The organism is Chryseobacterium shigense (genome assembly GCF_900156575.1).
GTDB lineage: Bacteria > Bacteroidota > Bacteroidia > Flavobacteriales > Weeksellaceae > Chryseobacterium > Chryseobacterium shigense.
In genome coordinates this window covers 497,851-518,321 of the sequence record NZ_FTNY01000003.1, presented here as the reverse complement: position 1 = coordinate 518,321, position 20,471 = coordinate 497,851, and the positions used below count along the sequence as shown (strand labels likewise).

The window sequence follows — 20,471 nt, the reverse complement described above, 5'->3', positions numbered from 1 at the left end:
TTTTACATATCGCTGACTAAAGTTCCGCCAATAACTCTTGTTTTGGGATCAAATGAATCAGGATAATATTGAGTATTTCTGTCCAGTCTTATGCTAGATAAATCGGGATTATAATTAAAGGCATTTGGGCCAATCTGTAAAACCCCTGGCGGAATATATAATGCGCTAATTCTGTTAGAATTAAAGGCAGAATCTTTAATTTCTTTGACGCTGTCAGGAATTACTACTAAGGTAAGCTGATTAGATGCAAAGGCACGCTCACTAATAATTGACACATTTTCCGGAATGGTTAATGTTTTTAAAGCATTGCTGCTGAAAGCATCCACTCCGATAGTGAGCAAGCTGCTGGCAAGGGTTAATTCGGATATACCTATTCCAACTGCAAACCTATCGGGAATGTGCAATGTTCCGGGCTTTATGAATATCCTTCTGACCTGTAAATGAGCCAGAGAGGCATTTCCTCCTTCAGTGATCTCTGCATAAAAGTCATTGAAACGCGGAAAGCCGTTTTCCAAACCCGCAATTTTGGTCATTTCTATTTTCTCATCTTTATGCCAGTAAGAGTCCTGCCATTCCCAGAAATGTTCTTGTGTAGGTTGATCTCCATTTTCAAAGTAGAGTTTTAATTCTTGTTTTGTTTTCATATTGATGTTATAAGTCTACATAGCGCATTATTACTGCTGTTGCCGGAATTCCGGCATTGCTTAAGTCCAATCCGTTGGATGCAGATACCGTCGTAAGAGATGGAATATTAAATGCATTTTGTCCTACGGATTTAACAGATTTAGGAATGTATAGTTCAGTTAAATTTTTACTTCCGGAAAGCTGAAATGAAAAATCTTCAATCGTTTCTACACCATTTTCCAGTATTAATTCTGTAAGATTATTGGCAGTACCGGCGAAAGCATTTGCTTCAATAACTTTACATGATCCTGGAATTCTTAGAGTTCCTGTGAGATATTGACCGGCAAAAGCACCGGACCTTATCCTTGCCAAGGATTTAGGAAACTGAACTTTTGTGATCCGGTTTTGTGAGGTTAAGGCAAATCTAAAACCTCCGATAATTTTTATCCCTTCCGGAAAAATGATAATATTGTCAGTACCGGTAATTTCTGTGTTGTCATTTGGTGAATGGGTAAACTCTTGATAGGTAACTAAATCCAATGAATTGTTGCTTAACTTTTCATCTTTGTGCCAGTAAGAGTCCTGCCATTCCCAGAAATGTTCTTGTGTAGGCTGGTCTCCGTTCTCGAATTTGAGCCTTAATTCTTGTTTTGTCTTCATAATAAAAACAGTGTGATTTTGTTTGTGTTAATTAATAGTTATAAGGTGAAGGCCGAGTTTTTACAACACTCCTTCCGTTTTCATCTTAAATTTTAGGGGGTATATTTTCATATTTGTTCATTTTTATAGATTTTCAGACATAGTTCTGGCTGTCCGGCATTTTGTGAATGATGGATTCAAAGGTGTTTTTGAATGATTAGGGGATGATGTCTGGTGTCTTGATTGGTGTTTCAAAGATAATTCCGGACAGCGTCAGAACTCGTCGTGTTAGAATGTATTTAGTATATATTTTCTTCAGGAATACCATTTTCGAAATCTTCCCTGAAAAAGTTTTCAATGTCGTTGAGATAGTTCTCATAGTCCATCTCTGCATGTTCGATATCGCTCCATTCAATAGTATAGAGATCTTCATCGAAAAGAATATCTGGATTGTGATCTGGTGTTTCCATGTTTGGTGTTGTAGAATTTGGGTTATGTTTTAAACATATTTCTGGCTGTCCAGCATTGATCAATGTTGAATTCAAAGGCTTTTTAAAATTTTAATGATTGTTTTTTTGTGTCTTTGTTTATACTTCAAAAGTAGTGACGGAAGGCGACAAAACTTGACGTGTTTTAAAAACTTTTTGATCTTTTTTAAATATTATCTTTTAAGCTTATATCGAGTCATTATAAGGTTGAAAGCTTATATTTTATTTCTGATTAGTTTTTGCACAATTTGATTGAGTGTTTCCCTGTTATCATCAATATAACTCAATCCTGCCTGGATCAGATTTTCGATATTTGATCTTCTGACATTGTCCATGCCGGGAGATGCATTTTTTAATGATGGATTCAGACGGTAATAATTTTTCTGATTTCTCTGCCCCAAAGTCTGGAACATCTGCGAAAGTTGATAATCTACCGTTTCCGCATTGGCAGACATCAGAATATCAATAATGGGATTTACCCAGCCGATCTTTCCTGATTTTTGAAGTTTTCTAAAAGAGTAAGGTCTCGCCTCAATACCCGTTCCGATAGAAACAAAAATCATATCGTTGACGCCGGGATGATTGGCTTTCTGATGATTCTTCAATACTTCCGCAAAAGGAATTTTTCTCGCCTCAGCATAAGCACAGAGAGCAGGATTATTGGCAAACATACCGCCGTCTATCAGGCTAAAGATCTGCCCATACATCGATTTGATCTGTACCGGACTGAAGTAAGTAGGCGCTGCCGAAGTTGCTCTGCAAATATCTTTGACATAAAAATTATCTGTGCTCAGGTGGGCTTCCCAGGAATTGAAAAGCTTCGCTCTTCTGTTTTCAATATCATAACTGGTTATTAAGCATGGTTTTATAAATTCTTTAAGTTCTAAGTGTCCAAAAAAGTCATTCAAATTTTTTTCAAGTGATTCCTGAGAAATTTTTTCATTAAGCAGGCCAAACGGATTGACCAGTTTTTCCCAGAAAGAAACCTGGAAGATGTCGCCGCCCCTTTCAGCATATAATTCTAATCCTTTCTGGATAGAATATTTAGCTTTTCGGTGTTCATCGGGACATAGAATAATAGAAGCGATCAGTCCTCCTGTACTGCTTCCGGCTACCAGATCAAAATAATCACCGAGTTTAGCGCCCGGATTATCATGATACTGAAGCTGTTCCTCTATGTAGCGGAGAATAATGCAGGTGATAATACCTCTTATTCCGCCCCCGTCCAAAGAAAGAATGGTTGTCTTTTTCATGTGATGTTTTGTTGGTTTTTAAAAGAAAATCTAAGGTCCTGAGACAACTAAAACCAACATTCCGGCCTTGAATACGGATGCTGGTTTTAGTATTGAGATCTCAGTTAACTAACATTTTTCTATAAAACAAAGGTAGGACGGGGAAGCGACAGAACTCGTCGTATTATAATTATTTTCAAATAGAAGGGAATTAAAATAGAATATAATTCTGCTTATCCCTGGGCATCTTGGACAACGTTCGCCAGCTCGTTTTCACAAGTCCTTTTTGAGTCTGAATATTCTTTTTTTCAAAATGGGGAAGGTCTTTAAACGTTTTCCAGTTTCCGCCCCAATCCCAGCCATGTCTTGCAAAAATCTTGACACATTCATACCAGTCCGCTACTTTATCGTTGTCCCAGTCTTTTACGGTATCCCAACTTGCGGTTTTTCCATCAATCATCAGGCAGATGTCAACAGCAAGACCATAATTATGAATACTTTGCCCGGCTTTAGCATTCGTGACTTTTTTTCCTGAAGTGATTCTTCCGATGGCATAGAGTTTTTCCTGTTCTTCAAAAGATCTCAGCCCCTGTGTAATTCTGATTTTTGCTCTGCCGGTGAGGGCTTCATCACATTCTTTCACGATCTGCTTTACTTCATCTCTTACAGAAGGGTGAAGCTTGTCTATTCTTTGTATTGTTACTTTATCCATGATTTATTGTTATAACACAAAAGTATACGTTAGTGGCGACGAAACTTGACGTATTTAATTTAAATTTTAAATATTAATAATGTTTTTAGCGAATGTATTGCAGTTTTTACTATTGAATAGAATGGTTTAATCAGGGGATGAAATATGATTGATTATTTGATAGATCAGGCGATAAGCACGCGATTTATGGATGGATTTTTTTTTGAGATTATTTCAAGTTAAGTTCATATAGGATCAGAAAAATTGGTGCAAGAAAAGACAATTGACTGTATATTTGTAAAAAACTTGCTCATTCATATTGAAAAATTAAATGAGAAACTGATAAAAAACACAATATTTCAATGCATACTATTTTACCTTTTTTTCTGGCAATGATAGCGGCTATCGTATTGCTGAATATGTGGGCTACCAAGCTGAAAATTGCTTATCCGATCCTATTGGTTGTATTTGGTTTACTCGTAAGCTTTGTACCGGGACTTCCTATTGTAAAAGTAGATCCGGATCTTATTTTCTTTATATTTTTACCACCCCTTCTCTTTGAAGCTTCCTGGGCTATTTCTTTCAAGGAGATGAGAAGATGGTGGCGTATTATAGGCAGTTTCGCTTTTTTGGTTGTCTTTTTTACAGCGCTGTCCGTGGCTGTGGCGGCTAATTATTTTATTCCTGGTTTTACGATAGCCTTAGGCTTTTTGCTGGGAGGAATTGTCTCTCCGCCCGATGCTGTGAGCACAGGGGCTATCATGAAATTTGTAAAGATCCCGAAAACCACTTCTGCGATTCTGGAAGGAGAAAGTTTATTGAATGATGCCTCTTCCCTTATTATTTTCCGTTTCGCACTCATAGCAGTGGGGACAGGGCAATTTGTTTGGCAGGAAGCTTCACTGAGCTTTTTATGGATGGTTATCGGAGGTGCGGGAATAGGTCTGTTGCTGGGGTGGATATTTGTGCAGGCACACAAACGTTTGCCTACAGATGCCTCATCGGATATCGCGCTTACTCTCATAGAGCCATATATAATGTACTGGGTTGCAGAACAGTTCCACAGTTCCGGAGTGCTTGCAGTCGTATGCGGAGGTTTGTTTATGTCAACAAGACGTTTGATTTTTCTCAATAGTGCGAGCAGAATAAAAGGACATAGTGTGTGGGAAAGTTTTGTATTTATTCTGAACGGTATTGTCTTCTTACTCATCGGACTTGAACTTCCTGAAATTGTGGGTGGGCTTCGTTCCGAAGGAATTCCACTAGCTACTGCTATTAAATATGGAATATTGGTGACTATTGTTCTTATATTGGCAAGGATCATAAGTTCATATGCTGCGATGCTCGCGACCTATATCTTTCGGCCAAGTGTGGCTCCAAGAGCGTCTACGAGAAGAAGAAGTTTGCTGATGCCCCTTTTTCTGGGTTGGACGGGGATGCGTGGTGTGGTATCATTGGCTGCAGCGCTTGCTATTCCTATTACGCTTCAAAATGGAGTACCATTTCCCAACAGAAATCTGATCCTGTTTATCACATTTGTTGTCATTTTGCTGACCTTACTGGTTCAGGGGCTTACTCTACCTTATATCATCAATAAAGGACATGCATTTCGTGATTTTATGAATGAAGAGGAAGAAGAGGCAACAAGGCTGAAAATAAAACACGAACTGAAACAGCATGTTTATCAATTCCTTAAAGCAAAGCATGAAAACGAACTTCAGGGTCATGCGGGAATAGAAAGAATGCTGAAACATTGGGAGGAAAAAACAAAAGCCAATGAAGACGCCTGGATGAATGAAAAAAATAAAATTATTTTTGTTGAAATGCTGGAAGTCCAGAGGCAATATCTTGCAGAGCTCAATAAAGATGTGACGATTAATGAAGACGTGATCCGACAGCAATTGTATCAAATCGATCTGGAAGAAGAACGATTGAAAATGATATGATTACTTTAAATAAAATTTAGGTTTAAAAATTTAGGTTAAACATATTTTAAAAATTAAAAAATACCGATTTTTTACAACTCATCTCCGAAATTTATTAAAATTCCGAATTTTGATACTGTTTTAAATAGGCTTAAATGTTACATTATCAGCTTTTTACGTGTATTGTGTTTTTTTTGACCTTGTATAGGTGATCCATTTGAATCTATCTTTGGCTAAGAATTTCAGATTCTAAAAATCACAAATTACATGAGAAAGTTAGACACATTGATGAAAACCGTAGGGGTTGGAGGATGTTTTTTGATGACCTCTATCAATGCCCAAGTTGGTATTAATACGTCAAATCCCCAAGCGATCCTACATGTAGACGGAGCCAAAGATAATTCCGTCTTCGGAATTCCAACCGCTGCTCAGACCGCTAATGATGTAGTGTTCACCGCCAATGGAGAAATCGGAATAGGAACACTGAACCCGGCTGTAAAAATAGACGTACGCTCTGTCAATAATACAGACAATTCTATCGGAATAGGTGAAACTACCCAGACCGCATCTGCGGCAGGTTCCGGAGCGATGAGGTACAATCCTTTGAATGGCGGAAAAATGCAGTATTCAGACGGAGTTGTTTGGCAGGACCTTATTTCTTCTCCTACAAAAGCCATTGTAGTCGCCAACATTCAGGCGGCAAATTTTGCAGTTAAAGTTCCTTATCAGATTTCTACCGGAATTTCAGGATGGACAGAGATTTCTGATCCTACGGGCAACTTTACACCAGGAACAGGAATATTCACAGCGCCCAGAACTGGCGTTTACTTGGTTTCTTTTACTTATGACTTTGTAAGAATTTCTTTGGTTTCAGGATATTTTTCTGAAGCAAGATACGTTGTGAATGGAAGCAGCGTCGTTAAAAAATGCGTAAAATCTTTTTCAAATACCTCAAAACAGGCACAGGTTGCGGGTTCATGCGTTGCCGGAGTTCAACTGAATAAAGGAGATATTTTTCAACCCCACATTTATCAGTCTGTTTATAATGGAAGCTTAAGCCTCAGGACAGATACTACACCCGCAAGCAATGAGTACGGTTTTGTAAATCTTTCCATTGTAGAACAATAACCCATTTGATATGAAAAAAAAATTAACAATTGCTTTAATAATGGGCGGAGGTCTGTTGATTAAGTCACAGGTAGGAATTAATATGGCAAAACCTGAAGCCATCCTTCATGTAGATGGCCAGAAAAACACAATACCGGCAGTTTCTTCCAGTTATGATGATGATGTGGCCATAACTTCTTCAGGAAATATGGGAGCCGGAACAAAATTACCCAAAACAAGGCTTGATATAAGATCTGATGAGCATCTGAATGCTTTGGGGATTGGTGGAACATCGCAGACAGCTTCTGCTGCAAAAGCAGGCGCGTTGAGATACAATTCCGGAACACAGGATTTAAGTTATTCTAATGGGACTGTCTGGACCGCACTGGCACACAAAGCGCCCAATGACTTCGTAGATGCTGAGAATTCTTCAGCACAGAGCTTCACCAGTGGAACGCAGGCTGTTGTTACGAACTGGACAAAAAAAACGGACGTTAATGGAAATTTTAATGCCACAACAGGAACTTTTGTCGCATCGAAAACGGGCGTATATATCGTCGCTTTTACATTTTCACTGGCTTCAGGCACAATTGCCAACGATTCCCGCTATGAAACCCTGATCCAGACCAATTCTACCTCTTCAGCGACAAATAAGGTATTCAAATGTGTAGGAAGTTATCCCGGTACCAATGGACTTTCCAGTCGTGTTGCAGGAAACTGCTCAGGAATTTTTAACCTGATCCAGGGAGATCAAATTACAGTAAATCTTAACCAGGCTTTAGGAACAGCAAAAACACTGGATACAGATGCTTCAATGACTTCTTTAAGTATTTTCGGATTATAAAAACAAGAATGATGAAAAATAAATATGGACTTATTATTTTAGCAGTAAGTTTCAACCTTGCATTTTCTCAGGTTGGAATCAATACCCCAAACCCAAGAGGAATTCTTCATACCGACGGTCAAAAAGACAATCCCGCAACAGGAGCTTCATTTACTCCCGCCCAGCAGATCAATGACGTGGTGATTACCGGTGCCGGGAGAATAGGAGTGGGAACTCACGATCCCGCTGTAAAAGTAGATGCCAGAAATTCCGGAAACGGAGCGGTAGGTTTTGGAACTTCATTACTCACAGCGGTAGCAGCTGACGAAGGAGCAGTTCGCTATAATACCGGCATGGAATACTCTAATGGAAATGAATGGCTTCCTCTGTTAACAGCCCAGCCAGCCACCAATAAAGTCATTGTTATCGCTGCCAAAACAGACAATACGGTAAAGCTGGTGAGTCCTTCAGCATTGGTAACCACAGCACTGCAAAACCGCGTAAGTAATTATTTGGTTGGATGGACAAAAGCTTTCGAAAGCAATTCAGGAAGTACATTTAATGCTTCAATCGGAATCTTCACAGCACCTCGAAATGGAGTATATGTGGCTTCTTTTACAACAGACCTGGCTCCTTTAGCCATCAATTATACGGCAGATCCTTTAAATCCGATTCAGATAGAAGCGATCTGGCAACTGTATGATAATACAACAGGAGTTCTTGCAACCAATATTGTCAACACTGTAAAATGTGTCAATACCATGTCTTCAAACAGCAACGGTAATATAGATGCCGGGAGCAACTGTACGGCTTCTTTTTATATGACCTCCGGACAGCGTTTAATGCCATACATCTGGTTCAATCTGAATGGTCTAAATACAGCTAGCTTTTCCCTGAATAATAGCGGAGGGTACAATAATCTGACGATAGTGGAGCAATAGATACTTGATTTTCAGTCTCCTTTTTTCAGCTTCAAGCCAGCTCATCTAATCCTCTTATCCGAGCTCAGAATTGTTAGGAAATTTCCCCAAGTGCCTTGATGAAAGCAGAAGGATGCATTCCTGTAATTTTTTTAAATTCAAGAGAGAAAGCGCTGTGGGAAGAATAGCCTGTGATTTCTGCGAGATGATTAATTTTGTATTTCCGGTATTGGGGTTCATTTTTTAATTGATCTACGATATAGTTGATCCTCAGATGATTAATATATTGGTTGAAATTGAAATTTTTGTGCTTCCTGATTACTGCAGAGAGATACTTTGTATTCACATTTAGCGTGTTGGATAAATTATAGCGTGATATATTCTTATGATTAAAATCTAGGTTCTCTTCAAAAGTCTTTAAACCTTTTAAAATGTGTTCCTCTGCTTCAGGAGAAATTTTAATATCAGCCGGAACACTGTTTCCTGAAGGATCCTCAGTTTCCTGCGGGTCTTCTTCATAGGCAACCGGAGTGATTCCTTGCTGGTAAATCTGAGCTACAGTTTTTTTATGTTTTTTTCTTAAGCTGATAATGTTAAAAATAACCAATCCCAACACCAAAAGCAGAATAAGACAAGTGGCAATCAAACCTTTTGAAAGACTATAGCTCTTGGTGAGCTGCTCGTCAAAATTTTCCTTTTTTTGGTTAAGGGTTTTATTGACTGCCATTTTCTGATTATAGGAAATACTGTCTTTCAGTTCAAGGTTTTCCAGTTTATATTTCTGAACATTTGTGCGATCACCCAATTTCTTGTAAGCTTCTTCAAGATTTTTGGTAATTTCTATTTTCTTTTCATTAAAACCATATTGATCAGCAATTTTTAAAGATTTCTGATAATAAAAAACAGCACTGTCTGGCTTATTCTGCTGAGAAAAGGAGAATCCAATGTCATGAAGGATATTGGATTTTAGATAATGATTATCATTCCCAACGAGTGCAAGTGCCTTCACAAAAAAAGCCTTGGCTTTATCAAATTTCTTTACTTCAGATAGGCTATAACCCAGATTGGTATACGCAGAAATAAGAAGTTCATTCCGCCTTGGAATATTGTTGATCTGCCGAAATTCGCGCACTGCATTTTTAGAATAAGATTCTTTCTGTTGGTATTCATTCTGATTGAAAAGAATTAAAAAAGAATTGTAGATCATTCCTTTCAGCTCATGTCCTTCATCGGTATTTTCATTTTTTATTTCAGATAACCCTTTGTTAAGGCTTTCTGAAGCTTCTTTTAAAAGTCCCAGTTTCGCATACTGGGTTCCCTGCATTCTGAAGGCCAGCGCTTTTCCCGGTGCATAATTATTATCCGTAGAAATTTTCAATGCTTTCTCTGCAAGGTCAAGCGTACCTTTAGCGTCTGATTTCAGATAGCGGTTGAATGATTTGAGATAGTAGGCTTTTGCTAAATAATTCGGTTGATTATTTCTCCGCGCAGAGTCTATCATAATATTCAAAACGATTTCTGAACTATCCGGGTTTTTGGAAGACAGAGACCGTGCATATTTGTACTGACCCTCAAAATCATAATTTTGGGAGAATAGGAGGCTTGACAAGATAAGGAAGAGAAAGAATATAATTTTTTTCTCCATTTGTGTGTTTTGTATTTATTTTTTTTCGTATTTCCAATTTCTGGCTTTTCCGTCGGCGATCCATTCCAAAGCCTGTTCCATTCTTTTGTCTCTGGTGGCTTCAGTTTTAGCTTCGGTGATCCAGTTGATGTACTCTTTCCTGAAAGATGGTGATCCTTTTCCAAAAATCTGTAGAGCTTTTTTATTCCCGTTCAAAGCGGTTTGAAAATATTCCGGAATCTCAGTTTCTGTCTTTGCCGGTGGTGCTTTTTTCATGGTAACACCCATATTGATAAGTTCCATTGCTTCCTTAATCGCTTTTTTAAGCATAATTTTGGGAGGAAGATCTTCAGTTTTTGTAATCTTTCCTAAGCTAAACATGGAATTCTTTTCAATACCACTGGTGATTTCCTGCATGGTCTTCATTTCCTTTTCCAGCCAGAACCCGAAGGTACAGTGCTGTTTGAAAGAAGCCATCGCACAGAGAATTTTCCCTTTGTACATAAAGTGAGGAAAACTCCACTTCATGGTTTCTTCCGCATCCGGGCAAAATTCATGAACAATGTCGCGGATATAATGTAAAACAGGCTGGGCAAAGTCCTGTGATTTCTCAATGTAGGTGTCTATTTTCGGGCTGTGTTTTTCCATAGATCTTTACTGGAATAATTGAACGCACTCGTTAACAAGAAATTTTACCTGATCCGGCCTTCCTCGGTCATTTTTAGGGTTATTACTATAACTTCCGGTTCTTACAATCACCATTTGGTACTCCGGAACCATAATGATGTACTGCCCCTGTAATCCCAGGAAATAATAATGCTTAATAGGATTGTCATGATTGATCCAAAGTCCCATTCCGTAGATTTCTTTGGATTTTTCAGTAGGGGTTCTCATCTGCTCGATAAAATCAGGATTGAGAATTTGATGGTCTCCCACTTTTCCGTCATCTAAAAATAACTGTCCCAGTTTCGCATAATCTCTGGCATTGGAATGAATACAGCAATACGTTTTCTCCATTCCATGATGATCGGTGCTCCATGACGCATTCTGTTCCATTCCCATTGGGATCCAGAATTTTTCAGATAAATAGCTTGCTAACGTTTGGTTTAAAGCTTTTTTTAAAGCAAATCCCAGCAGCTGTGTAGATCCGCTCTGGTATTCATACCGGGTGCCGGGTTCTTCTTTAAATCTTCTGGAAAATACTGCTTTTACCAGATTCCTGCCGTAATAGGCTTTGGCATTCGGAAGAAAAGGATTGTTATAATCTTCATCCCAGTCAAGCCCCGCTTCCATTTGGGCCAGATTTTTAAGGGTAACCTCACTTCCGAATTGTTTTTCCTTGAATTCAGAATAAAAATCAGAGAGCTTCTCATCTATATTTTTAATGATGCCTTCCTCCAGAGCTTTTCCCAAAAGCATGACCGTAACAGCTTTAGCCATGGAAAAAGAATTGGTTTGTGAAAGCTGACTATAGCCGTCCCAATACTGTTCATGCAGAATTTTTCCGTTTTTAATAACGACAAAAGCTGCAGTTTTGGAATGTTTTAAATCTTCAGTCACATTTTCAGGAAGCGCCTTCTTGTTGTAGTCGGGATCTTCCGTCCACAGTTCCGGTTCTTCGGTGGCGATGAGGTTTCCGGGAAAGAGCTTACCGTCGTCGATATATGCACTTGATTTTCCCTTGAGATAGGTTTTGGAAATCCCGCTGAATAAATAATCGTATCCCAAAAGATAAACTGCGGCAACCCCTACGGCTGCTCCGCCTATTACATATTTTAATGCCTTCATATGATCATGAGTATCAGACTCAAACAAATTTAAAATAATTTTGAGAAGAAAATGAAAATAGAACCGTAAATAAACTATTTTTGTGATTATTGATGAAAAATATGACCAGAAAACTTATTGTATTCGTGTTTTTCATTTTTTCAGTGATGGGAGCCGCCCAGACCTATAAAATGATCGACACCGCAGACTATTTGCAGAGAAAAGAATTTTTAAAAAGTTTTGCCGGAAATAACGAAATTTTTATAAAAAAATTAAGAGCACAGTATTCCGGGAAAACAGGTTCGGAACTGTCTAAAATCTATAAGGAATTCGGAACCGATTTTGAAAAACAGGTAAAAAACAAAGATTTTATTTTTGCCTCTGAATTTGAAACAGAAATAAAAACACTCATCCAACGCCTGAGAAAAAACAATCCCGGTATCCCTCAGGATCTGAAAATTTTAGTAGCAAGAGATAATACACCCAATGCATACTGCCTTGCAGACGGAACTTTTGTGATCAATATGGGATTATACAACTGGTTTAATAGTGAAGATCAGATTGCTGCAGTAATTACCCACGAATTAGGGCATAAAATCGATGAACACTCTCTTAAAACATTTTTAAGCATTATCGAACAGAATCAGCTGGATAAAATGGCTGTACAGAATCTGAAGGAAACGACAGACAGCCGCAGCCAGACCCTGAATAAGAAAGCTTTCGATATCCTTAAAAACCGTGCCTATAAAAAAGGAGTGGAAAGAAGACGACAGGAAATGCAGGCCGATTCATTGGGGTATGTGATTTTTAAAAACAGTGATTTCAGGAAAAATGAATACGTCAATGCGCTTCAGCGGCTTCAGGATTTTGATACCATCTCGCCCCGCGAACTGAAGATGGAAACCTATAAAAAGCTTTTTGACCTTCCCAAACAGGCCTTCAATGAAAAGTGGATGAAAAAAGAAGATTTCTCCCTGTATAATTATAATTTTTACAAAGAAAAACTGGATAAAGATTCCCTTGCCTCACATCCTGAAATGTCAAGAAGAATTGAAAAACTGAAAAAAGTATTTCCGGAACTTAAAACATCAGGAGAATCTGAAAAACCATCCGAGACGTTTGCAAGCTTAAGGAAAACGGCCAGAATGGAGATCCTTCCCAATTATTTTCATTCCGAAGATTACGGACTGGGAATTTATGCCTCAATGCAGTTTTTGCAGGATGGAGAAGAGGAAAAGTATTATAAAGGATGGCTGGGCAAATGCTTTTCAAAAATATATGAAGCCCGGAAAAATTATAATCTAAACCGCTATCTCGATAGAATAGAGCCTAAAAATCAAAGTGAAAGTTATCAGCAGTTCCTGAATTTTATGTGGAACCTGAGCCTGGATGACATCAAAAATATTGCGGATTTTTACCAAAGCAGCTACCCGATAAAAGAATCCTGATCAGCCGACAGGCGTCAGGATTCTTCTTTTTTTAATAGTTCAGTTTTTCTAAACGGATCTTATTGAATTTTTCTTTTTCGTTGTACTCGCGGAGAAGAATATAGCCTTCTTTTCCAACGTATGGTGTTACAGCATAATTATCTTTTTCAGAGATAGGAATGATTTCCTGCCTGAACTTCCCGTCAATGATCGTATTGATGAAAAGATTCCATTTTTTCTGTCTCGTCACTTCATCCTTCTGATAATCACGATAGAAGAAAACCACATCTTTTCCTCCGTTGAGGTATTGCGAGAAAAGATAATCACTGTTGACCCATTTCGTTTTTTCTTTCTCAAACACCTTAACATTTTTAATCTTGAAATCTTTATCCGTATACACATACACAAGGTCCGTAGTCTTTGGGGCGTTGTATTGACCGGCAGGCTTGTACTTTTCAGAAAGAATTCCCACACTGCCGTCATTCATAAAGTACATATCTTTGGTTTGCAGCATATAACCGCTTTCTACCATACCATTGGCATTGATCTTGGGAAGAAAGGCCGCGAAATCCGGTTTGAAATTAATTTCTTTGGTATCTACCGTAAAATCAGATTTGTTCACCATCATTCTTGCATAGCCTACAAAATCATATTTGGCGAAATTTCTTCCCAGCAGAACAATTTTATCATCAAAGGTTTTATCATTGTCAAGGCTGCTGTCATAGCCCGAAGAAAAACTGTCAATGAGATCAATTGTTGTGTCAGAAAGCCCTGTGATGGGTTTATTGGCGGCTTCTTTCCCGGTTTTCATGTCGATCACAACCAGGCTGAAAGATTTTTTATCGTCATCGGCTTTTTTCATGATGCAGTACATGTATTTCTCATCTTTTTCCAGAACAGAAAGGGTGGAGAAAACTTTTTTGGAACCATCAGTGTTGTATTTATAGCGCCAAAGCTCCTTTTTTTGATCATCAAATTTGATGAGGCTGTTGTTGTTCACATATTTTCCGTAGTCTTTGTATTCCACGGCAAAATAGCCCCCTTCCTTTACTTCTCCTACGGCCGAAACATAGTTGTAGCCCTTTTCCTTTTTCTCTTCGCGGTTTTCTTTACGCTGAGCTTTCCAGTTTTTAGGCTCATTAATTTCCTTGAATGTACCGTCCTCCAGATAATCGTAATATACTTTTCTTTTGATGGTATTGGTTTTCGGATCAATCACCATAGAAACCGGAGTAAAGATTTCTCTTGTTTTGACCAGAGAATAATCCATCATCGAAGGTCGTAAGATGATCTGCCTCTTAAAATCAACATAACCCCGGTAAGAGGCCGCTGTAATATCTCCTTCAAACTCTTTGTTGGCAACCGGATTAAGGTTTTTATCCAGAATGACATATTCGAATTTTTTTGTCCTGTCACCGGTTTTCCCATAAGAATAAAGAGACACATAGCCGTAAAGATTATCTTTATCATCAAACAGGGCATTCATTCCCACATGATCGCCTGCAGCAAGTGCAGTAAGGTCTTGTGTCTGGGAATAAGATAAGGTTTGGAACAGTCCGAAGATCAGAAAATAGATTTTTTTCATCATTATAATTTTGCCAAAAATAATAAATTAAGGAATACGTATGAAAAGTTTCGTTTTCTTTATTAAAATTTCATGCAAATCGGGATAAATGAGTAGTCTCATTTAATGAATATGGTCTTATACCTATCAAAAAATAATTCGGATCACCTGAAACAGGGGTGCGTTTAAAAATATTCTGCAGCGCTGATGATTCGGATGTTTATGTGGCCAGTAATAAATAAAAAAAGCCCCAAATAATGGGGCTTTAGTCTATAGTTTAGAAAGTAAATTTCTGAAGTTCGTTTTCTCGTCGATGATCCTTCTTAAGTCAGAAACAGGAACTCTTTCCTGCTGCATGGTATCTCGGTCTCTTATTGTTACCGTATGATCCGTTAGAGAGTCGTGGTCGATGGTGATACAGTAAGGGGTACCGATGGCATCCTGTCTTCTGTATCGTTTTCCGATCGCATCCTTTTCTTCGTAGAATAAGTTGAAATCATATTTCAGGTCATTGAAAATATTTTCTGCATATTCAGCAAGACCATCTTTTTTCATTAACGGAAGAATAGCTGCTTTTACTGGTGCCAATGCCGGTGGTAAAGATAGAACGGTTCTTTCTGAACCATCTTCCAGTACTTCGTCTTTAAGACAGTGTGAGAAAATGGAAAGGAATAATCTGTCCAGACCTACTGACGTTTCCACGACATACGGGACATAGTTTTCATTTCTTTCAGGATCGAAGAACTGAAGTTTTCTTCCTGAATGCTTTTCATGAGCTTTTAAATCGAAATCGGTTCTGGAGTGAATTCCTTCCAGCTCTTTGAAACCGAATGGGAAATTAAATTCAATATCAGCTGCAGCATTTGCATAGTGAGCCAATTTCTCATGGTCATGGAATCTGTAGTTGTCATGCCCTAAACCTAAAGCAAGGTGCCAGTTCAGACGTTTTGTTTTCCACTGCTCGTAGAATTCAAGTTCAGTTCCCGGAGCCACAAAAAACTGCATTTCCATTTGTTCAAATTCACGCATTCTGAAGATAAACTGTCTTGCAACAATTTCATTTCTGAATGCCTTACCGATCTGTGCAATACCGAAAGGAAGTCTGTGACGTGAAGTTTTCTGTACATTCAGAAAGTTAACGAAGATCCCCTGAGCCGTTTCCGGTCTTAGATAAAGATCCATCGCGCTGTCTGCAGAAGCTCCCAATTTAGTTCCGAACATCAGATTGAACTGTCTTACTTCCGTCCAGTTTTTAGAACCCGTATCAGGATCAGCAATTTCAAGCTCTTCAATTAAAGATTTTACATCAGCAAGATCTTCGTTTTCCAGAGATTTTGCCAATCTTGAAAGAATAGTCTCTCTTTTTGCACGGTATTCCAGAATTTTTGAATTCGTTGCTACAAACTGAGCTTTGTCGAAAGAGTCACCGAATCTTTTCGCTGCCTTTTCAATTTCTTTATTTTCTTTCTCTTCAATTTTCAAACAGTAATCTTCCACTAAAACGTCTGCTCTGAAACGTTTTTTAGAATCTTTATTGTCAATCAATGGATCGTTGAAAGCGTCTACGTGACCCGATGCTTTCCATGTAGTAGGATGCATAAGGATCGCCGAGTCAATACCCACAATATTTTCGTTGAGCTGTACCATCGCTTTCCACCAATACTGTTTGATATTGTTTTTTAATTCGGCACCGTTCTGTCCATAATCATAAACAGCGGATAACCCGTCATAGATCTCACTGGATGGAAAAATAAAACCATATTCTTTAGCGTGAGAAATCACTTTCTTGAAAACATCTTCTTGCTTTGCCATAATTTTTTTTACGTCTGATGTGCAAAAATATGAATTTGGATTCCAAATTCATGAAATTCAATAAAAAAAGAGTGAATTGACAGAAAAAACAGATATTCATCTGAGTAATGTTACTCAAAATTCAACTTGCTGTTTCCTTCTTTATCATCTTAAAATGTAAGTTTAAATCATAAAAACTTTGAGTTAAAGACTCTCGCACATTGAAGAGATTACGCGAATTTTAGAAACTATAAGTAAGACCAATGCTGTTTCCGCTAAGGTCAAGTTTGTACGAAGTTGTTTTCGGTTCTTCTGTTCCGGCAGCTTGGTTTTGTGTATTGATGGCCTTCTTCATGTTTTTTCCTGAGCTTATAGCAAAAGGAATTCCTATTCCTATAGCTCCCAGACCGATTCCTACCAATCCCCAGCCACCTTTATCTTTTTTCTTGTAAGCAACCCCATTTTGATAGGTTGTTTTCGTTCGGAATATTTCTCTACCCAGTCCGAAACCTACAAAACTTCCGCCTATAGCTCCAAAAATTTGTGCCAATGTACCGTTAGTATTCGCTTTTTTCATGTAGCCTAAAGCTTCTGGATTGGTGAATACCTTTTTGTATTCCGAGAACTTGAATTTCTTATCTCCTTTGATGAAAAATTCATGGTTATTCTTCCCAAGTTTAAGAGAATCTGAAACCTGTGCAGAGGTCGAAATGAAGAAAAAAGCCATGAAAAAAGCCGAAAATAATAGTTTCATAAGGTAATTTTTTCCGCGAAAATAGAAAAATAAAACAGATAACCACAAAACATTATGCGATTTCAGGAGCCGGGAACCTGCTTTCGCTACTCGCTTTTTTTGGCTTTTGGCGCGGCGGCTCCGCCGCCGCGCCAAAAGCCAAAAAAAGCTCAAACAAGCCGCTCAATCAGAGCTAGATCGGTTGAAAATTTCTACTTTTGTCTCATGTTAGAAATTCTTTATCGCGACGAGCATCTTATCGCCATCAATAAACCCAGCGGCTTATTGGTTCATAAATCTTATTATGCAGGAGAGGCAGATACCTACGCTATTCAGGAGCTGAGAGATCAGATCGGTCAGTATGTGTATCCTGCGCATCGTTTAGACCGGAAAACTTCGGGAGTTTTGTTGTTCACTTTAGATAAAGATACATTGAGAGTCATGAACGATCAGTTTGCAACACGAAAGGTGGAGAAAAAATATTTGGCGATTCTTCGGGGTTGGGCAAAAGAAGAGGAAACGATTGATTATGATTTGATTAATGAGGATGAAATCCAGCAGAATGCTATTACCTATTATCATCGTTTGCAGACTTCGGAAATAGATTTACCATTTGGAAAACACCAGACTTCCAGGTACTGTCTGGTAGAAGCTATTCCGGAAACAGGCAGAATGCATCAGCTGAGAAAACATTTTAAGCATATTTTACATCCCATTTTAGGATGCCGTCCTTATGGTTGTAACAAACAGAATAAATTGTGGCTGGAGACTTTCGATATGAGTAAACTGATGCTGCATGCCCATCAATTGGTGTTTAATCATCCCATTACCAACGAAAGAATGACGCTGAATGCCACTATAAATGAGGAGTTTAAAAGAGTAGGAGATATTCTGAACTTCGATTTGAAAATGTATTCTTGATTTAAACCCAAATATTTTATCTGATAAAATTGCTGCGTAAGAAGGCAAAGTTTCAAAGAAATATCCATTTCAAGGAAGACAGTAGAACGTTATGGTAGTTTGTATATCTCGCTGATGTTGCAGATCTAGCAGACTGGTGGGTTTATAGATAGTGTTTATAAAACATTTTTTAATAATATATCATAGGTTAACCGACCATTAATTTTAAATTGAGTATTTTTGTAAAACTTTTTTTCAATGTACAAAAGTATCATCAGACCCATTCTCTTCAAATTTGATCCCGAAGAAGTTCATCATTTTACATTTTCAATGCTTAAGAATTTTGGATTTCTTACCAAACTTTTTTTCCCGAAACCTATTGAAGACAAACGTTTGGAAAGAGAAGTTTTCGGATTGAAATTTAAAAATCCTGTAGGACTGGCTGCCGGTTTTGATAAAAATGCCGTTTTGTTTAATGAGTTGGGAGATCTTGGTTTCGGATTTGTAGAAATCGGAACCGTCACTCCAAAAGCTCAGGCTGGAAATCCTAAGAAAAGACTGTTCCGCCTCATTGAAGATGGAGGAATTATCAATAGAATGGGCTTTAACAACGATGGTCTTGAAGCTGCGATAGAAAAACTGAAATCCAACAAGGGTAAAGTGATCATCGGAGGAAACATCGGAAAAAATACGAATACAACCCCTGAAAACTATACGCAGGATTATCTGGACTGTTTTGAAGGACTTCATTCCCATGTAGATTATTTTGTGCTGAATGTAAGCTGTCCGAATGTGGGAAGCCACGCTAAGCTGGAAGATGTAGACTATCTGCGCGAACTGATTACCGAGGTAAAGAAAATCAACCAGTCAAAACCTGTACGGAAGCCCATATTGCTGAAAATTGCTCCGGATCTTAATAATGCTCAGCTGGATGAAATTATCGAACTGATCGCAGAAACAAAAATTGATGGAGTGATTGTGTCTAATACCTCTGTGAATAGAGAAGGTCTGAAAACCTCTCCTGAAGTTTTAGAACAAATAGGAAATGGAGGGTTGAGTGGAAAACCGATCCGTGAAAGAAGTACAAAAATGATCCGATACCTTTCCGATAAAAGCAACAGAGCTTTCCCGATCATTGGAGTAGGAGGAATCCATAGCGCAAAGGATGCTATTGAGAAGCTGGATGCAGGAGCCAGTCTGGTACAGCTTTATACCGGATTTATTTATGAAGGCCCGGAATTGATTAATGAGATCAATAAAGAATTATTAAAAAGAGCCAGCAGGCTTCCAAGATAAAAAAATGAAAGAGAGTGTAAGGCTCTCTTTTTTTATTTAGACTTTACAACCGTTGCATTTTTAATGTCAACTGTAAAGGTATAAGCGGGGGAAGATGATGTTTTACTTACTTTAAATTGCAATGTTTTCCGGTCTTTAGATTTTGATTCTACCGTATCGTAAATGTTTTCAAGACAGCTTTCCGTGAGAAATTCTTCGTAATTTTTATAATTCCAGTCTTTGGTAAAATATAAAATTCTATAGCCTTTTTCGCCTTCACTGGCACCGCATCTTCCGCAGGCATTAAAGTTGGATGAATGTTCAAAATATAGTACAATGCGGTTCCCGTTTTCTCCGGAAGCGTAAGAAATCAATTGGTTTCCTCCATGTTTATTGATGAAATCAAAAGTATTGATCTTCTTGTTATCGGGTAAGGTAAGATAATTATTAAAACGGTAAATCATATCGCTGCCAGTAAACAACTGAGCAGATTGAACTTTTTTATTGAAATAGAAATTTCCTTTAATAGAATTTCCTTTGAGATCCCCCGGTTCAAAAATAATATATTCTTTAGGAACTAATTTTTCCGCGATTTCCGCAGTCTTTTCCACTTGTTGAGGGGAAGTAATCTGGTCTTTCAATAGTTTATCGCTTTGCTTCTGTTTATTTCCAAAATGATATAAAGACAATTTTCCGTAATCATAAATACCGGTCAGAGGTATTTTCTTCTGGTATTTATCGTAATAGTACCAGCCGTCTACAAAGTACTGATACAGACTACAGTCGGCAAGGCCAGCATAATAGAGTTGCATGGTAATAGGCATTCCCGCAATTTCACCTTTAAAAATCTGAGAAGAATCTGTTACTGTCTTTAATTCTACTTTCTGGCAGCAACAGAGCATAAAAAGGGGGATAAATAATGTGATTAATAGTTTTTTCAT

At 38.1% G+C, this 20,471-nt stretch carries 19 protein-coding genes; 7 read left to right on the top strand and 12 right to left on the bottom strand.

Annotated elements, in window-relative coordinates; all coding sequences use genetic code 11:
- Positions 1-2: 2 nt before the first annotated feature.
- The 5 genes from BW964_RS11855 to BW964_RS11835 all read right to left on the bottom strand — a co-directional run bounded on the left by BW964_RS11855 (position 3) and on the right by BW964_RS11835 (position 3,695).
- Entirely contained in the window at positions 3-644 is a 642-nt protein-coding gene (locus BW964_RS11855; protein ID WP_076507428.1) for a leucine-rich repeat domain-containing protein, read from the bottom strand.
- A 7-nt stretch (positions 645-651) separates the two neighbouring features.
- A complete protein-coding gene (locus tag BW964_RS11850) occupies positions 652-1,284 on the bottom strand; it encodes a leucine-rich repeat domain-containing protein (protein ID WP_076507427.1) in 633 nt (210 codons plus the stop codon).
- Between the two features lie 278 nt (positions 1,285-1,562).
- Positions 1,563-1,733: a hypothetical protein gene (locus tag BW964_RS22550; protein ID WP_165789182.1), complete on the bottom strand. Its 171-nt coding sequence runs from the start codon at positions 1,731-1,733 to the stop codon at positions 1,563-1,565.
- 233 nt (positions 1,734-1,966) lie between these two features.
- Positions 1,967-3,004, bottom strand: a complete 1,038-nt coding sequence (locus tag BW964_RS11840; RefSeq protein ID WP_076507424.1) for a patatin-like phospholipase family protein — start codon at positions 3,002-3,004, stop codon at positions 1,967-1,969.
- 190 nt (positions 3,005-3,194) lie between these two features.
- On the bottom strand, positions 3,195-3,695 hold the full coding sequence (locus tag BW964_RS11835) for a M15 family metallopeptidase (RefSeq protein ID WP_076507422.1): 501 nt from the start codon (positions 3,693-3,695) through the stop codon (positions 3,195-3,197).
- A 341-nt stretch (positions 3,696-4,036) separates the two neighbouring features.
- On the opposite strand from BW964_RS11835, the gene BW964_RS11830 reads away from it, so the two are divergent.
- The 4 genes from BW964_RS11830 to BW964_RS11815 all read left to right on the top strand — a co-directional run bounded on the left by BW964_RS11830 (position 4,037) and on the right by BW964_RS11815 (position 8,470).
- A complete protein-coding gene (locus BW964_RS11830) occupies positions 4,037-5,620 on the top strand; it encodes a Na+/H+ antiporter (RefSeq protein WP_076507421.1) in 1,584 nt (527 codons plus the stop codon).
- A gap of 246 nt (positions 5,621-5,866) precedes the next feature.
- Entirely contained in the window at positions 5,867-6,727 is an 861-nt protein-coding gene (locus BW964_RS11825; protein WP_076507419.1) for a complement C1q domain-containing protein, read from the top strand.
- A gap of 10 nt (positions 6,728-6,737) precedes the next feature.
- Positions 6,738-7,550, top strand: coding sequence for a hypothetical protein (locus BW964_RS11820; protein ID WP_076507417.1), 813 nt, complete (start codon positions 6,738-6,740; stop codon positions 7,548-7,550).
- Positions 7,551-7,561: 11 nt separating this feature from the next.
- The gene (locus tag BW964_RS11815; RefSeq protein ID WP_123911947.1) at positions 7,562-8,470 is read left to right on the top strand and encodes a hypothetical protein; all 909 of its coding nucleotides are present in this window, start codon (positions 7,562-7,564) and stop codon (positions 8,468-8,470) included.
- A 73-nt stretch (positions 8,471-8,543) separates the two neighbouring features.
- On the opposite strand, the gene BW964_RS11810 is transcribed toward BW964_RS11815, so the two are convergent.
- Genes BW964_RS11810 through BW964_RS11800 form a run of 3 tightly spaced genes read right to left on the bottom strand, consistent with a single transcriptional unit; the run spans position 8,544 to position 11,861 of the window.
- Positions 8,544-10,094, bottom strand: a complete 1,551-nt coding sequence (locus BW964_RS11810; RefSeq protein WP_084175832.1) for a tetratricopeptide repeat protein — start codon at positions 10,092-10,094, stop codon at positions 8,544-8,546.
- 15 nt (positions 10,095-10,109) lie between these two features.
- Positions 10,110-10,721, bottom strand: coding sequence for a YdeI/OmpD-associated family protein (locus tag BW964_RS11805; RefSeq protein WP_076507413.1), 612 nt, complete (start codon positions 10,719-10,721; stop codon positions 10,110-10,112).
- A gap of 6 nt (positions 10,722-10,727) precedes the next feature.
- Positions 10,728-11,861 (bottom strand): serine hydrolase domain-containing protein, encoded by a 1,134-nt coding sequence (locus tag BW964_RS11800; RefSeq protein ID WP_076507411.1) that lies wholly within the window; start codon positions 11,859-11,861, stop codon positions 10,728-10,730.
- Between the two features lie 101 nt (positions 11,862-11,962).
- On the opposite strand from BW964_RS11800, the gene BW964_RS11795 reads away from it, so the two are divergent.
- Positions 11,963-13,288, top strand: a complete 1,326-nt coding sequence (locus BW964_RS11795; RefSeq protein ID WP_228432002.1) for a M48 family metalloprotease — start codon at positions 11,963-11,965, stop codon at positions 13,286-13,288.
- Between the two features lie 31 nt (positions 13,289-13,319).
- On the opposite strand, the gene BW964_RS11790 is transcribed toward BW964_RS11795, so the two are convergent.
- The 3 genes from BW964_RS11790 to BW964_RS11780 all read right to left on the bottom strand — a co-directional run bounded on the left by BW964_RS11790 (position 13,320) and on the right by BW964_RS11780 (position 17,376).
- Positions 13,320-14,852, bottom strand: coding sequence for a hypothetical protein (locus tag BW964_RS11790; RefSeq protein ID WP_076507924.1), 1,533 nt, complete (start codon positions 14,850-14,852; stop codon positions 13,320-13,322).
- 249 nt (positions 14,853-15,101) lie between these two features.
- Positions 15,102-16,643 (bottom strand): glycine--tRNA ligase, encoded by a 1,542-nt coding sequence (locus tag BW964_RS11785; protein ID WP_076507407.1) that lies wholly within the window; start codon positions 16,641-16,643, stop codon positions 15,102-15,104.
- A 220-nt stretch (positions 16,644-16,863) separates the two neighbouring features.
- Positions 16,864-17,376 carry a hypothetical protein gene (locus BW964_RS11780; RefSeq protein WP_076507406.1) on the bottom strand — a complete coding sequence of 171 codons (513 nt, stop codon included), beginning with the start codon at positions 17,374-17,376 and terminating at the stop codon, positions 16,864-16,866.
- 204 nt (positions 17,377-17,580) lie between these two features.
- Here BW964_RS11780 and BW964_RS11775 point away from each other — a divergent pair, with 204 nt between their 5' ends.
- Together BW964_RS11775 and BW964_RS11770 are read left to right on the top strand one after the other, a co-directional pair.
- Positions 17,581-18,276: a pseudouridine synthase gene (locus BW964_RS11775; RefSeq protein WP_076507404.1), complete on the top strand. Its 696-nt coding sequence runs from the start codon at positions 17,581-17,583 to the stop codon at positions 18,274-18,276.
- Between the two features lie 237 nt (positions 18,277-18,513).
- A complete protein-coding gene (locus BW964_RS11770; protein ID WP_076507402.1) occupies positions 18,514-19,551 on the top strand; it encodes a quinone-dependent dihydroorotate dehydrogenase in 1,038 nt (345 codons plus the stop codon).
- 32 nt (positions 19,552-19,583) lie between these two features.
- Here the strand turns inward: BW964_RS11770 and BW964_RS11765 are convergent, their stop codons facing one another.
- Positions 19,584-20,471: a hypothetical protein gene (locus BW964_RS11765; protein WP_104669442.1), complete on the bottom strand. Its 888-nt coding sequence runs from the start codon at positions 20,469-20,471 to the stop codon at positions 19,584-19,586.

Excerpts from the sequence above, each read along its gene's own strand:
- BW964_RS11855 (WP_076507428.1), bottom strand. The coding sequence starts at position 644 with ATGAAAACAAAACAAGAATTAAAACTCTACTTTGAAAATGGAGATCAA.
- BW964_RS11850 (WP_076507427.1), bottom strand. The coding sequence starts at position 1,284 with ATGAAGACAAAACAAGAATTAAGGCTCAAATTCGAGAACGGAGACCAG.
- BW964_RS22550 (WP_165789182.1), bottom strand. The coding sequence starts at position 1,733 with ATGGAAACACCAGATCACAATCCAGATATTCTTTTCGATGAAGATCTC.
- BW964_RS11840 (WP_076507424.1), bottom strand. The coding sequence starts at position 3,004 with ATGAAAAAGACAACCATTCTTTCTTTGGACGGGGGCGGAATAAGAGGT.
- BW964_RS11835 (WP_076507422.1), bottom strand. The coding sequence starts at position 3,695 with ATGGATAAAGTAACAATACAAAGAATAGACAAGCTTCACCCTTCTGTA.
- BW964_RS11830 (WP_076507421.1), top strand. The coding sequence starts at position 4,037 with ATGCATACTATTTTACCTTTTTTTCTGGCAATGATAGCGGCTATCGTA.
- BW964_RS11825 (WP_076507419.1), top strand. The coding sequence starts at position 5,867 with ATGAGAAAGTTAGACACATTGATGAAAACCGTAGGGGTTGGAGGATGT.
- BW964_RS11820 (WP_076507417.1), top strand. The coding sequence starts at position 6,738 with ATGAAAAAAAAATTAACAATTGCTTTAATAATGGGCGGAGGTCTGTTG.
- BW964_RS11815 (WP_123911947.1), top strand. The coding sequence starts at position 7,562 with ATGAAAAATAAATATGGACTTATTATTTTAGCAGTAAGTTTCAACCTT.
- BW964_RS11810 (WP_084175832.1), bottom strand. The coding sequence starts at position 10,094 with ATGGAGAAAAAAATTATATTCTTTCTCTTCCTTATCTTGTCAAGCCTC.
- BW964_RS11805 (WP_076507413.1), bottom strand. The coding sequence starts at position 10,721 with ATGGAAAAACACAGCCCGAAAATAGACACCTACATTGAGAAATCACAG.
- BW964_RS11800 (WP_076507411.1), bottom strand. The coding sequence starts at position 11,861 with ATGAAGGCATTAAAATATGTAATAGGCGGAGCAGCCGTAGGGGTTGCC.
- BW964_RS11795 (WP_228432002.1), top strand. The coding sequence starts at position 11,963 with ATGACCAGAAAACTTATTGTATTCGTGTTTTTCATTTTTTCAGTGATG.
- BW964_RS11790 (WP_076507924.1), bottom strand. The coding sequence starts at position 14,852 with ATGAAAAAAATCTATTTTCTGATCTTCGGACTGTTCCAAACCTTATCT.
- BW964_RS11785 (WP_076507407.1), bottom strand. The coding sequence starts at position 16,643 with ATGGCAAAGCAAGAAGATGTTTTCAAGAAAGTGATTTCTCACGCTAAA.
- BW964_RS11780 (WP_076507406.1), bottom strand. The coding sequence starts at position 17,376 with ATGAAACTATTATTTTCGGCTTTTTTCATGGCTTTTTTCTTCATTTCG.
- BW964_RS11775 (WP_076507404.1), top strand. The coding sequence starts at position 17,581 with ATGTTAGAAATTCTTTATCGCGACGAGCATCTTATCGCCATCAATAAA.
- BW964_RS11770 (WP_076507402.1), top strand. The coding sequence starts at position 18,514 with ATGTACAAAAGTATCATCAGACCCATTCTCTTCAAATTTGATCCCGAA.
- BW964_RS11765 (WP_104669442.1), bottom strand. The coding sequence starts at position 20,471 with ATGAAAAAACTATTAATCACATTATTTATCCCCCTTTTTATGCTCTGT.